Origin of the sequence: Pseudoalteromonas sp. UCD-33C (assembly GCF_001306895.1) — a bacterium.
Classification (GTDB): domain Bacteria; phylum Pseudomonadota; class Gammaproteobacteria; order Enterobacterales; family Alteromonadaceae; genus Pseudoalteromonas.
On sequence record NZ_LJTB01000004.1, the window covers coordinates 243321 to 257354 of the forward strand.

The following is a 14034-nucleotide window of genomic DNA, read 5'->3' on the forward strand; positions in this document are numbered from 1 at the left end:
GTGTTTTATAACCTGTGGCTTTTTTGTTTTTATACTTCCAAAAAAAGTTTATTAATTAAGCCATTATCTTGATCATCAAGTTGTTCTTGTAAAGCTCGAATAAAATCCATTGACGTTGCTGGTCGATTTGGATGTGCGTATTTTTGCCATACTGATTTTAAAGCTGCCACAATCACTGCATCCCCAAATTCATTCCTAAGCTTCGCAAATACAAGAGTAGCTTTGGAATACTGATCGTAACTTTTTGAAGAATCTACCAATGCTTGCTTTGTTGAAATATCTAACCTAGAAGCTTGTTGATATCGTTGAGTTTCATACTTAACTAATGCTTCGACAGCCTTTTTTCCATAACGCTTTTCAATCACCACAAGCTCTATATATTTAGCTAGTGATTCAATCAAAAAAGCGCTATCTTCAGGAACACTATTGCCAATATCATGACCAAACCATTGATGAGCCGTTTCATGTACTGCACGGCGGTAGCGTTGATCAAAACCTCCGCCCTCACTTGGTTTAGCTCTAAAACCGACCTTATTATCAATCAAAATAATTTCAGGTAATGCAAACCCTGTCCCACCAAAACCCGTAGAGTCAACCAGACTGAGCTTTGAACCTTTGTACGCATTTAAATTATTCTTAAACCAAGAAAGCGTATCACTCATAGCTTGTAAGTTAACTTTTATAGCATCTTGATCAGCTTCAGTTGCACTTGATTTAGCATAAACCTGTAACTTCACCTCTTCATAAACTAACTCAGTTGCTGCAAATGGAAACGATAACCAAGCCGGTAAGTTGTTAATTGGCACTGTCGTCTGAAATTTAAAAACAGCTCTTTGCCCTTCAACAATATGCTCTATATTCTTACCCTGTGAGACGACCTGATAACCTAATGCAGTGGTAACTTTGCTTTTCATGGTAATGCGTTCATAGCTATCTGGTACTTGGTATGTTGCATTAAAAAGCTTTGAAGGCGGTGTTTTAACATACATTGGAAGCCCATAATCTAATCTTAACTGCTCGTCATCTAATTCATAGTTTCTTTGATATCCAATCGTCGGTAATAGCGGAACTGAACGAATATAACTAAATTCAGGCGTTATGATTTGATGCCCTTGTATGGGCCATAATTTGCCCTGTTTTACTGCAAATTGCGTTTTAAGTTGCCTTGTTTCGAATGGCTGAAGTGCATATTTAAACTCGTAAATAGCTTGGTTCATAGATGGATAAAATGCGACTAGCTCAGCTCCTTCTATTTTAATATCTGCCCATTGATAAAAGCCTGCACGACCTATCAATACCTGTTTTATTGGTTTTGTGTGAGGGTTAGTAAATGAGTAGGTTAAGTTGAATTGGGCTGATTGCTTATACGGATAGAAATCTATTTCTGCATCGATATGACTCACTTTTGGCTGAGCTTTATGTTTCCAATCAGCGAACATTTTTTCATAATTTGCTTTAAATGTTTCTCGTTTATGAGAATTACTTAGTGGCTTTTCTGAAATTAAATTAGCATGCAGCTGCCAAAATAAACTGATAGCCAAAACCGCTGGTGTTAAGAGCCAAACATCTTTATTTTTAAAAGCTCGACTTCCCATTCCTGTGCCACGGTGATTAAAAGCCTGACTAACAAGCACTACACTAAGTAATAATACTAGCCACGCGCGGACATAAGGCCAGTAACTACTCAAACTTGCGCGATAGCCCCAAAATTCATTAGCCGGCTGCAATGGTGTCCAAGCTACACTCCAAAACGTGTGTGTTAGCCCTAAATAAGTCATTACTGGAGTAAATTTAAGTAACAAAATGGCAAAAACCACTAAAGATGCAATAAGCTCTGAACGCATTAAATTGAAAATACATATAAATATCGAAGCAATAATAGCTAGCGGCAGTCCCATTAAAGCTAAGGTATAAATATGTTGATAAGCATCAAAGTTACTACCAATAAAAAACTCAGCTAGTGATGCGCCAACGAAACCAACAAACGAAAAAACAAACACCAAACTCACTATTGCCAATAATTGGCTATGCAAAATCGAAGCAGTCTTAATAGGCGCTGCCGCAATTATCTCTGCTATTTTATAGTGCCTAGCATGACAACTAAGTTGCCAACTCCATAGAGCTACCAGTAAACAGCCGAGCAATATATACATATCAAAGGCATATTGATTAACAGCATCAATGCTAGTTGCTTTAATAACACTCATTGGTTCTGCATACTGAGAAGAAGATGCAACACTATTAAACACTAACCCTAGCCATAAAAGTAACAGAATGAGAGTTATTGGTTGTTTTAAAATATTTAAAATTGCAGCTTTATATAGCTCAAATAGAATCGAGCTTTGACTAAATGTAGGCTTTACCGTTTGATATTGAGTGTTAGGCCTAAAGTCAGGCTCAAGACATTGTTGTTTAGGTTGCTTTGGCTGTGAATGTGCTTGGGGATGCGAGCTAACAGCATACGTAAAAATAACAAATGCCAGAGTAAAACAAATAAAACGATTAGTATAAAAGGGCGTATTTTGTGACTCGCTAAAACTTGCTATTACCGTTGTATAAGCAAATGGATCTAACCAGATAAATAGTTGATAGAACGTTTCGTTTAGTACATTACTTCCTGCCAAAATTGGATTACCCGTTATACTCGCAGCGAACAAATAAGCTATCCAAATGCTTGCAAAAACGGCATAGATAATCATTGAGCTTCGAAACCTTTGACAAAGCCAAAATGCCAAAGCAATAAGTAAAAAACAGTTTATAAGTAGGACAAAGCTACTATAAAAAATTGTATAACCAAGTATTTGCCAACTAAATCCATTATTTTGAAAATCTACGAAACTCATAACCAACGTACTGCTTAATGAAACCATCATTAATAGACTTACAAAACCACCTATTCGAACATAGTTTTTTTGTCTTGAACTTACTGATGCAACAGCAATAATTTCATCCATATGAAAGAGGTGATCACGTAAGAAAATTGCTGGCGATAATGCTCCAACCAATAAAACCAATTGCATCATGTGTAATGACACTAAATGCAATTGATACTGCTGTAATGGGTCAACATTACTTGTTGCAAGTCCTGAAGAAAGTGAAAATGCAAAACTTGGCGCAATAAGCAAGCACACCCAAACTATTGGTTGACGAAAAAGATACTTTAACTCATTAATTATTAACATAATTCGCCTCTTTGAGATTTTAGTTCAAAGAAGTACTTATCTTGTAATGATTCTGTCGCCAAAACAGCTCCTATAGTTGGGCGTTCTGCGGCATAAACTCGAAAGACGGGCTCACCATATCGATAACTTTGGCTCAGTACTAAAGCATCTTTTGGCAGTACGCTTGGCAAAGTTTTTAATACCCATACTTTACCTTTGAGTTGGCTTACTAAGTTATCAATATGGCCACTTTGGATCAGTTGACCACCTTTAATCATCGCCACAAAGTGACATTGGTTTTCTATGTCTTCCACTATGTGTGTTGATAGCAAGATCAATCGATTCTTACTCATTGATACTAATAAGTTATTGAGACTCTCTCGCTCAGCCGGATCAAGCCCTGCTGTAGGCTCATCTAAAATAATTAATCTGGGATCACCCAACAATGCTTGAGCAATACCAAAGCGTTGTTTCATTCCCCCAGAAAAGTGACTGACTCTTTTATTTGCATGTTGAGTTAAGTTTAACGCAGTAAGCAGGTCATCAATCTGTTGCTTTGTCTTTTTAATTTCAAGCCCTTTTAATATGGCTATGTGTTCAAGTAGTGCTCTACACCCCATATGTGGGTAAACACCAAATTGCTGTGGTAGATAACCAAGTTGCTTACGTAACTTTTCAGGGTCTTTTAATATATCTAAGCCACTAAACTTTATACGGCCAGAATTAATAGTTTGCAGGCATGCAAGGGTTCTCATCAAACTAGACTTACCAGCGCCATTTGGCCCCAGCAACCCTACCATGCCACTGGGTAACTCAATGGTTATATCGTTAAGTGCTTGAGTTCCATCAGGGTATGTTTTCGAAATATGCTCAAGTGTTAGCATTTATTGGCTCCTTAATTAGCACAAATCTAGATTAAGGAATGGTAAAGCTCGCTGCTATGAAGCAATGATCAATGATTCAAGTTTGATGATGAAAGCAAAAATTCTTCTTTCGTCATCAAAAAAAGAACTTTCATCAAAATGTGGGTGAATAAAGAAATAAAAACGTTAAGCTAAATCTATCATAACGCTTAATCAGTGTATTACTCTCTCAGTTTCCACATTATTTAGAAATTAGAGTAATATATAAATATCATAAAAAACAACAGTGTAACGTAGCAAAAATAAAAATGAACGGAGTAGATTTTGCTGGCAACTATTAGCTATTTATCATCACCTAAAAACATAAAAAGCATGGTTACTCTACTACCATTAATCGCTGCGATACTACTTGAAAGCCATATTCGTTATCTTTCGCTGAGAGTTGATTCACCCAGTACTTATCTAACAGTAAATTTACAGCTAATTTTTGAGTGTATCCCCTTCTTAATCGCTCACTGGATGGCATCTCAGCATTCTTTAAAGCAGGCTTCATTGTGGTGGTTGTCTGGGTTTATTGGTTACCCAATACTCACTTATCTATTAAGCAACAGCTTGCCAACTTATGATAAATGGCACTACTTACAAGAACAATGTTGGTTACTTTGCAGTCTAGCAAGTTTACTTTGGCTTTCATCCCAACGTTTTAAGAAAAACCAAAACTCTAAATTAACCAGTTGGATTAGCTCATTGTTTACATTAAATAAAGTTGTTTTTGTTATATGTTTTGGCTGGGCATTTGTCATGGCTGGCATACTTAATAGCCATGAAGCCCCTCTGCTAAATCAGCCATTCGCATTGATATTTGATACTCAAAAACTACTTACAAACTTTTATCAATTCATTTGGTATTTTTCTCAGCTTTTGGTCTACGCAATTATCGTTCACGGCATTTTTTTATTTAATCGTTACATTTTAATACGTCAACTATTAGCCAAATATGGAGTGCTCATTTTTGTATCTGCATGCTTAATTAGCATGGTTATTTTCACACCATTATTTGTCGCTATTGTGCTCACATTGCCTGTTAATGACTTACCCTCATATGTTGCCAATTTAACTCCTGGAGGCAACCAAGATATTATCAATAAGTACAATTATCAGTTTATGTTTTTATTTTTAAGTATCTCGACTCCCATTATCTTGGCGTTTGAACGCCAACAGCACCACCATAAATTAGAAGAAGTTGCCAAACAGCAAATAAGAACAGAACTAAAGCTATTACAGCAGCAAATTAATCCGCACTTTTTATTTAATACATTAAATAACTTATATGCACTTGCATTAACAAAATCAGAAAAGACACCTGAATTGGTATTACAGTTGGCTGACTTACTGAGATACACCGTCTATGAAGGGCAAAAACCACTCGTTCCACTCGAAAAAGAACTAAATTACATTAAAAACTTTCTTGAACTGCACAAGATAAGACATGCAAATAATTGTAGATTTAACCTAGTATGGCCTGAAACTAGTCACTCTCTTTCGATAGCACCACTGCTTCTAATCATTTTAATTGAAAACACCATAAAGTACGGTGTTGAACACGCAAAAGAAAACGCTGAAGTAACGATAAAACTAACATTAAATGATAACGTTTTAACTTTATTTTGCGAAAATAGCATTCCTCACAAAAGTGATAACGCTGATTCAGGTATGGGGCTAAACAATTTAAAGCGGCGTTTAGAGCTACTTTATCGAGAAAGACATACTTTAGTGGTGCGCAATCACAATGGACTTTGGCAAACCACCCTCTCTTTGGAATTATCAAATGATTAAAGCAATTGTTGTTGATGATGAACCACTTGCTCATCAAGTAATTCTTCATCATTTAGAGTCTCATTCAGATATCAAAGTAGTTTCTCAGCATTTCAGCGCTAAAGATGCTTTGTACCAATTAGCAAAATCAACTATTGATGTCGTATTTTTAGATATAAACATGCCAGAATTGTCAGGGTTAGAACTCATTCAAGCACTCGCTAACCCGCCTCAAATTATTATTGTGAGTGCTTATGAAGAATATGCACTCACAGGCTATGAGCTAAATGTTACTGATTATTTACTCAAACCTGTATCAGCACAACGTTTACAGCAAGCAATAAATAAAGTGCGTGAGCGGATTTCCCAAACTCCGGAAAGCAAATCAATCACTCTAAAAATAGATCGCGAAAAACGCAAGCTTAGCTTAGATACAATTAAATACATTGAAGCATATGGTAATTATGTAAAAGTACACCAAGATGACCACACGATCCTCGCAACAACGACACTAAAGCAGATCTTAGAGCAGCTAATAGGCTCATTCACTCAAGTCCATAAATCATACATAGTGAATAACAGCAGAGTCGTAGCTGTTACAAACGAACATGTAGAGTTAGATACTAGTGACAAGATAAAAATTGGTAAATCATTTAAAGAACACTGCAAAGTTTTACTTTAGAGAATGCATATCAGATGATCTACAAGTGTCTTATGCTGTGAGCTTGGCCAATGAACGCCTTCTGAAGGGCATGGCGTTATTAATTCAAAGCAGTTAACAAAACTACAGTCGTTGCTGTCAGCAACATTTTTAAACTCTTCCACTAACTGTTTTGCTTTTAGCTCTGCACCTGCATATATAGATTGATACGCGCCAACCTCATACACCGCCGCCGGGCTTAGTATCATTATTTTGGGTAATTCGCGGTGCAGATAGTAGTTTTTTATATCTAAAATGAGTGTTTCGAGGGCATTGGCAATATCAGCAACCGACAGTGCAAAACGGCGCTTTAAATCATTCGTGCCGAGCTGAATAACAATCATATCTAAATGATAAGCCGCTAAGTAGGGCTCTAAGTATTTAATGCCCAGTTTATCGCCACTGAAAGGCGGGTCGTTCACCAGTGTACGATTAGGCTGGCCAGCTTCAATAACTTGGTAGCCGGCACCTAATTTAATACCCAGTAAACTAGGCCAGCGCTCATCGGCTGCAAAGCGCTTACCATCGACGGGGGAAATACCATAAGTATTTGAATCACCGAAACATAAGATATTCATTAGAATGGATTCAGTGTGTAACCTTGCTGCTGCAACTGTGCATGCGCGGTCATTGCCGATAACGCCATTTGCACACCAGGAATAAGCTGCTGCTGTTTTACCTTCATGTGCGTTGCAGACTGCCCGCACACATACACAACGGTATTATGTGCCAACAATTGTGAGATCAATTGCTGATTTTTATTGTCACTGTCAAAGCGCTGTTTATAAAAACTGTTTTCCAGTACATCAACACTTGCGCCACCATGCACAACTAAAGCGAGTTGAATGTTCTCAGGCTTCACACCATGGGCTATATGCATATTAATGAACCGTGCTAATGAGTTCATTTTGTTATTCTGCGCCCCTTTTTCTGCCGCATCAGCTACATCAAATGCCACTTTAAAAACCGTTTGATCAGAGATTGCTGCATGATTTGGCACATCATAATAAAAACCAAAACCTTTAATAGCAGGCTCAGTTTGCTCTGCATGACTAAACGAAGATAATAAGGCTAAAGATAATCCTAACAGTATTGATTTCATAAAAGTTCCTGTTGTTTTTTACTCTAGCCTACCTTGTTTAAACCCGTTTAACTAGCATCAATATGTTGGTGCGCTTTAAAGGTCATGCCTAAGTAATTAAAGGTGTTTTTAAACATCTCGATAAACGCGTTAGGTGCGTGAGCAGATCCTGCATTTGAGAGCAATGAAAACTGCTTTTCACGCAGTGTTCTCAGTTTTGTCCTGAGTGTTTCATCATCCATGTAATCAGTGATCCGGTCTAAAAATGCTTTAAACTGCGGTGTGGTGTTATACCAATACACAGGTGATGCCAGCACCCAGTGTTGATAATTCAACAGCGCTTCAAATACCGCATAAAAGTCATCATTTTTATATTGCTTATCGTAGCAATAAGGCGAGATAACATAGTCATCTAGACATACTACATCGCCGCCATACTGCGCTTTATATTCATTAACTTGTAAACTCGTATTACCCTTTTTTCGCGCACTTGAATAAATAATTACCGTATTTGTTATTGGTTTTTGTTGCATGACTATCACTCCTTTTTTATGATGTGCGCAGCGTAAAACCTCAAGCTAACTTTAGGTCAACACCTTGGAGCAAATTATGTCAGATAAGAAACTTATTGATGCAAACCTAGCGGTTGGCTTTGTGGCAAAACGCAGTGGCGTAAAAGTTTCAACTTTGCATTTTTATGAGTCGAAAGGACTCATTCGCAGTTGGCGTAATAACGGTAACCAGCGCCGCTATAAACCCGATGTATTACGCCGAATTGCCGTTATAAAAGCTGCGCAAACCATGGGCATAACTCTTGAAGACATTAAACAAACGTTAAGCACCCTACCCGAGCAACGCACACCCACTAAACAAGATTGGGCAGCTCTTTCAAAAGTCTGGCAAACGCAATTAGATGAACGAATTCAATACATGCAACGTTTGCGCGAACGCGTTAATGGTTGCATTGGCTGCGGCTGTTTATCAATGGCCAAATGCCCTATCTACAACAAAGATGATTATTTAGGTGAAGAGCACAGCGGCGCTGTGCTGTTAGAAAGAGATTAATACGCGACTGTTTGTGCTCTTATATTAACTGCAAATAATACAGTGAAGACAGTGCACTGCAATTAACAATAATTGTTAGCCAAAGTACGGCAATAAAACTGCGTTTTTTAGATTTATGTCTTAACCATTGCTGTGCAATTAATGAACCTGGCCAGCCGCCGATTAACCCTAAAATATGCAGTGTACGCTCAGGTACTCTTATCACATGCTCGCCATGTTGCATCGCTAAACGTTTATCCCAGCCATATACCAAAAAGCTTATTAAGCTCGCTACGCTGTAAGTGCCTGCAATAAAGTAGGTAATATTAAGTTGCCACGATACCAGCCATAGCAGCGCTAGAAACAACAATGAAAATGTAATTAATGTTTTCTTAATCAACGAATTATCACCTATACTCTGCAAAACAAATTAATTTTATCGGGGCGCTATTATGGCATACCTAAAATCACTTTTACTATCAATCTGCCTATGTTCACTTTCTGCTATGGCAGCAGAGCAACAACTTGATGACAAGCTAAAAGTGTTTGAGCCTTACTTAGGCACGTGGCAGTCTGACTTTAATGTCTCAGCAGGTAAACCTGCGGTGCAAGATGTGAGTACCTGGCAACGCGCGCTCAATGGCATGGCGATTAAAACTATTCACTCTATCAATGAAGGTGAATATGGTGGTGAGTCGATGATTTTTTGGGACAATAAAAAGCAGTCTTTGGTGTTTTATTACTTCACTACGGCAGGGTTTTATACTCAAGGTACTATGAATGTACTTAGCCCTACTCAATTTGTTGCTTATGAAAATGTAACGGGTAATAAAGAAGGGATCACTAAGGTGAAATCGACAAGCGAGTTTAAAGACAACAGCTTTGTGGTGTCGACCTCTTACCTTAAAAAAGGTCAATGGACAAAACCCGATACCCGAACTTACACCCGCAGCGAAAAAACAGTTAAGTTTAAATAAAAGCTTTAAAAAAGGGTAAGGCGTTTATCACCTTACCCTTATATATTAATGTCTAAAGTCTGCCATTAATGCTGGAATACCTGGCAGCATACCTACCATCGCCATTACGCTTGTTAAAATAACAAACATTACTAATGGAATGATCCAGCGGCTCATTGGAGACAGCTCAGAGCTTCGTTCTTTACAACCAATTAAGCCCAGATTGTCGAGTAACATAGTTAATGACCAGCCAAATGCAGGATTAACTAAAGTCGATGAAAACACCACAATAGCAGCCGATTGCGTAGTTTTACCTTCGCGGGTCATTTCCATACCCGCTTCTAGAAGTGGGATAAACACACCAACTATTAGCGCGACGCATAACACGGGTTGCCAAATAGCTAAATCCATTGGGTAACCCCAAATACTGGCAATAATACAAAATAACGCCGTTAATACCGCACCTGCTGGAATTGGGCGTTTAGCGATGGCTGCTGGCACGATGTAGGTTCCCCATGAAGAGGTAAAGTTAGAGCCGCCTAACAAAGAACCAAACGTTTGACGGATTGAAGCACTGAACATGGTATCGTCAATGTTCATTTGTACTTTTTCTGTGCGTTCTGGGTAACTAATTTTTTGGAATACTTGATGCCCTAAAAAGTCAGGTGACCACATAGCAACCGCAAGCACCGCGAATGGCAATACCACAACAAAGCTCTCTAGGGTCGGTAAACCCAGCATCCAACCAGTGTTTTCACCCCACCAATACATTGGGTTCATATTTGGTAAACCCGGTGCTGTTTTAAACTCAAACGGCGCTCCCAGTAAAAATGCCATTAAACCGCCAAGTAAACAGCTTAATGGCACGGCTAGCCAACGTTTTTTGTAGTGCTCAAGTAATGCATATAACACGATAGTCGACAAAATCACAATGAAAGCAATATGGGTCATATCAATACCTTCAGCCCATGCAAACAGCTTTTTAACCTGCGAAATCGTGCCAATAAAACCAAGGTAGAGCAGTAAACCTCCACACACGCCTCGGCTGGTTAACCCCGCCAGTAAACTCCCGCCTTTACTAAGTGCCAGTAACAGACCAAACGCCCCTATTAATAGACCGAAGGCCATTGGGTGACCCCCTGCAGCAACCACAATAGGGATCAAAGGAATAAGCGGCCCATGCGTACCCGCTAAGTTTGCTGTTGGTAAAAAGAAGCCCGAAAATAATAAAATGAAGATCGATACAATTAACAGTTCATAACGCACGTTTTCTAGAATAAAGCCTTCACCTAAGCCCAATGGCGCGGCAAATGTTGCAGCAATTGCACCCACCATGACCACCTTGCCTATGGTGCCTGCCATGGCAGGGATAGAGTCTTCTAATTCAAACCGATAATCACGAAACGGTAAGTTAGGACGCCAGCGCTTAGGCTGCATAATTTGTAATTCGTGTTCAAGGTATTCGTCACGACTCGAAAATTCACTACTTGGTTTATGAAGTGCTTGATAGCTTTGCTGGTCGGCATGAGTATCCGATCCTTGTTCAGCAGGCGTTTTTGACGCTGATTGCTGCCTCGTATTCATGAGTTCTCCTACTGCCTATCTTGAAAAATTGTGTGAGTTTTTATTATGCAGTTAGGGTAAAGCAGCCAGATACAAAACACGATTAGGCAAAAGGTCGGGTATGAATTTATAAAATAGGTGTTTTTAATAAGTTGAGAACATCTGAATATAATCTTAACGCATTGATATTTATTGAATTACTGATAATAAACCCTTTTAAAGAATAAGCTCTTGGTTGTTTTTTAAGCACATTAACTATTAGTCTAATAAATTGTATGAATAGCAAACAACTAGAGAAAAATCACTTTTAGTTTAATCGAATTTGCCTATTCTCCAACTACTAATATACTAATTTATTAGTAGCTTGATTAATACTAACTCGCCGGTCGGTGGCTTTCTTACATAAGCACATAAAGGGATGTATGAACACACAGCTCAAGCCTTGGCAATTTAATATCATTGTTTGCTCTGTTTATCTGCTGTTTGGCTTGTTTACTATGCAAGTGTTAAAAACACTGGCGGTATGGCCACCAGCAGGAGTCGCATTAGCAGGCTTGATGTTATTTGGTCGTAAAGCCTGGTTGGGCGTTGCATCAGGCACCTGTTTAGTTGTGCTTTGTTACTTTTATCTCAGCGGCTTAAATCCATTCACGTTTAAACACATAGCAATAAATGCCGCAACAACCACAGGTAATACTCTCGCTGCTTTAACTGCATTTTGGCTAATTAACCGAAAACTTAAACAACACACACTGCTGACAAGCGTCACCAGTTTAGCCAGAGTGTTTATTGTTGCTTGCATTGCGATTGGCGTGATTTCTGCGCTTTTCGGTGTGGGCATATACTCGCTAGTTAGTATCGAGTGGTCTAATGGCTTCTATGTTGGCATATTAAATTGGAGCATTAGCAATGCCCTAGCGGCGATTGTATTCACCCCTGCCCTTTACTTTTTCTGGCGAAATTGGCCACACCCGGTCACGCCTAGTGAATTTTCTAAACTTCTGTTGCTAACTTTGACCGTGGTTTTGTTGTGTTATTTTATTTTTGGCCCCGCATACACAACCATGACATTACCATTTTTGCAACCTGCATTACTGTTGTTTCCGCTACTTTATGCTGCCACGCGATTATCACCAACCGCCACCAGCTGCATGAATATGTTGGTGTTTTTTGCAGCTTGGGTCGGAAGTAATCAAGGCTGGGGCTATTTTTATTATCATCATCCTAAAACAGCAGAAGTGACCATGCAGTTTTTCTTTTTATTCACTCTTTCAGCGGTATTACTTATTCAAGCTGTGTTTATTCAGCGCAAGAAAGAACAACAAAAACTAACCACCATGCTCGAACAAAAAGTAGAAGAAAGAACCTATGAGCTAGAACGTGCTAAGCATGAAGCATTAGCCTTATCTGTGACAGATCATTTAACACAACTTTATAATCGCCGTGGTTTCTTCGAAAAGGTTAATCAGCAGTTTGCAAAATATCATGACGCGCAAGGTACCTGCTCCTTATTACTGTTAGACTTAGACCAATTTAAAGCTATAAACGACAAGTTTGGCCACGCTACTGGCGATGAAGTAATACGAACCACCGCACATAAGCTCATCCAACATAGCAAAGCATCAGATATTGCGGGACGCATTGGTGGTGAAGAATTTGTCTTATTTTTACCTATGGCAAATAACCACACAGCCTTTGCTATCGCAGAAAAGATCAGAGCCGATATCGAACAACAAGACATCATCGCCGACAACAAACACGTTAAATTCACCGTGAGTATTGGCGTAAGCACCTTACAAGCAAGCGAACAGCACATAGAATCGATGTTAAAACGCGCCGATAAAGCATTGTACCAAGCCAAAAACCAAGGCCGTAACCAGGCGCAATGTAGTTAGAATGAGTTTCGAGTTGCTAGTTACGAGAGACGAGGTGCGAGTTACGAGATGCGAGGTGCGAGGTACGAGGTACGAGATGCGAGGTGCGAGCATGTAGCAGCGATTTTATATCGCGTTTTATTCTCCTATCGCCCTTACCTCACCCATGTCGCGGCATAAAGCTGCTGCTACCTTGTAGGCGTCACGCTTGCTTGGCGCGCGAAACAAGTTTCACGCCTACGTCCAAGGGTTTAACTTTTGTGTGGTGGTTAATTATTCATGACTAAAGTCATTCCTACGAGATGTGAGGTGCGAGATGCGAGATGCGAGATGCGAGATGCGAGATGCGAGATGCGAGATGCGATAATGAGCTTAAGACTCCTTGCACTATACGACTAGTAATTAATTAACGGCTCTGTTAAAAATACACTGACTATGGAAGAAAACGAGCTATAAGCCCGTTAAGTTTAATGGAATTACTATCCTTGTGAGGTTCAAATGGAAATTGAAGTAAACAGACCAAAACAATATCATGATAAAATTAGAGATTACACTTTATGGGCCGACTCTAAAAAAATCGGCAAAGTCAAACCCAACTCTTTAGCCAACTACACAATACCTGATGACGCTGAATTTATCTGGTTCTCCATTGATTGGTGCTCTAGCCCTAAACTTTCTGTCAAAGATATTCAATCAAATAAAGTAACTGTTTCGAACACTATGAGCAGAAACTTACTATCGGGACTATTTTTACCCATTTATTACGTTACTTTTGGTAAAAATAATTATCTAACAATTACGAGCGATGTATAACCACCCTTAATCGATTTTAGGTTCGATTACTTCATCGCATAACGATATTTTTACCCTTTGTCGCGGCATAAAGCCGCTGTAACCTGTAGGCGTCACGCTTGCTTGGCAGGCGAAACAAGGTATTAGTTACGAGTTACGAGAGTAAAGTTACAAGGAACGAGATG

The 14034-nt window shown here is 39.0% G+C and carries 13 protein-coding genes; 6 read left to right on the forward strand and 7 right to left on the reverse strand.

Features of this window, described 5'->3' with window-relative positions:
- Positions 1-29: 29 nt before the first annotated feature.
- Positions 30-3182 carry a M1 family aminopeptidase gene (locus AOG26_RS11080; protein ID WP_054562536.1) on the reverse strand — a complete coding sequence of 1051 codons (3153 nt, stop codon included), beginning with the start codon at positions 3180-3182 and terminating at the stop codon, positions 30-32.
- Positions 3176-4045 (reverse strand): ABC transporter ATP-binding protein, encoded by an 870-nt coding sequence (locus AOG26_RS11085; RefSeq protein ID WP_054562537.1) that lies wholly within the window; start codon positions 4043-4045, stop codon positions 3176-3178. Before AOG26_RS11085 ends, AOG26_RS11080 begins: the two co-directional genes overlap by 7 nt.
- A gap of 591 nt (positions 4046-4636) precedes the next feature.
- On the opposite strand from AOG26_RS11085, the gene AOG26_RS11090 reads away from it, so the two are divergent.
- Both AOG26_RS11090 and AOG26_RS11095 read left to right on the forward strand, forming a co-directional pair.
- Positions 4637-5860: a sensor histidine kinase gene (locus AOG26_RS11090; RefSeq protein WP_235575487.1), complete on the forward strand. Its 1224-nt coding sequence runs from the start codon at positions 4637-4639 to the stop codon at positions 5858-5860.
- Complete coding sequence (locus tag AOG26_RS11095) at positions 5853-6521, forward strand: LytR/AlgR family response regulator transcription factor (protein WP_054562538.1); 669 nt, start codon at positions 5853-5855, stop codon at positions 6519-6521. The genes AOG26_RS11090 and AOG26_RS11095 overlap by 8 nt, the downstream gene beginning before the upstream one ends.
- Here the strand turns inward: AOG26_RS11095 and AOG26_RS11100 are convergent.
- The 3 genes from AOG26_RS11100 to AOG26_RS11110 are packed head-to-tail and all read right to left on the reverse strand — an operon-like array spanning position 6518 to position 8153.
- Positions 6518-7117, reverse strand: a complete 600-nt coding sequence (locus AOG26_RS11100; RefSeq protein WP_054562539.1) for an SGNH/GDSL hydrolase family protein — start codon at positions 7115-7117, stop codon at positions 6518-6520. The genes AOG26_RS11095 and AOG26_RS11100 overlap by 4 nt on opposite strands.
- A complete protein-coding gene (locus AOG26_RS11105) occupies positions 7117-7641 on the reverse strand; it encodes a DsrE family protein (RefSeq protein ID WP_054562540.1) in 525 nt (174 codons plus the stop codon). Before AOG26_RS11105 ends, AOG26_RS11100 begins: the two co-directional genes overlap by 1 nt.
- A gap of 47 nt (positions 7642-7688) precedes the next feature.
- Entirely contained in the window at positions 7689-8153 is a 465-nt protein-coding gene (locus tag AOG26_RS11110; RefSeq protein WP_054562541.1) for a flavodoxin family protein, read from the reverse strand.
- Positions 8154-8229: 76 nt separating this feature from the next.
- On the opposite strand from AOG26_RS11110, the gene soxR reads away from it, so the two are divergent.
- Positions 8230-8685, forward strand: a complete 456-nt coding sequence (gene soxR / locus AOG26_RS11115) for a redox-sensitive transcriptional activator SoxR (protein ID WP_054562542.1) — start codon at positions 8230-8232, stop codon at positions 8683-8685.
- Positions 8686-8704: 19 nt separating this feature from the next.
- On the opposite strand, the gene AOG26_RS11120 is transcribed toward soxR, so the two are convergent.
- Positions 8705-9064 carry a DUF1294 domain-containing protein gene (locus tag AOG26_RS11120; protein WP_054562543.1) on the reverse strand — a complete coding sequence of 120 codons (360 nt, stop codon included), beginning with the start codon at positions 9062-9064 and terminating at the stop codon, positions 8705-8707.
- 52 nt (positions 9065-9116) lie between these two features.
- Between AOG26_RS11120 and AOG26_RS11125 the strand changes: the two genes are divergently transcribed.
- A complete protein-coding gene (locus tag AOG26_RS11125; protein WP_054562544.1) occupies positions 9117-9641 on the forward strand; it encodes a hypothetical protein in 525 nt (174 codons plus the stop codon).
- A 45-nt stretch (positions 9642-9686) separates the two neighbouring features.
- Here the strand turns inward: AOG26_RS11125 and AOG26_RS11130 are convergent, their stop codons facing one another.
- Positions 9687-11204 carry a DUF3360 family protein gene (locus AOG26_RS11130; protein ID WP_054562545.1) on the reverse strand — a complete coding sequence of 506 codons (1518 nt, stop codon included), beginning with the start codon at positions 11202-11204 and terminating at the stop codon, positions 9687-9689.
- Between the two features lie 401 nt (positions 11205-11605).
- Here AOG26_RS11130 and AOG26_RS11135 point away from each other — a divergent pair, with 401 nt between their 5' ends.
- The gene (locus AOG26_RS11135) at positions 11606-13078 is read left to right on the forward strand and encodes a sensor domain-containing diguanylate cyclase (RefSeq protein ID WP_054562546.1); all 1473 of its coding nucleotides are present in this window, start codon (positions 11606-11608) and stop codon (positions 13076-13078) included.
- 477 nt (positions 13079-13555) lie between these two features.
- Positions 13556-13870 (forward strand): hypothetical protein, encoded by a 315-nt coding sequence (locus AOG26_RS11140; protein ID WP_054562547.1) that lies wholly within the window; start codon positions 13556-13558, stop codon positions 13868-13870.
- Positions 13871-14034: the final 164 nt, after the last annotated feature.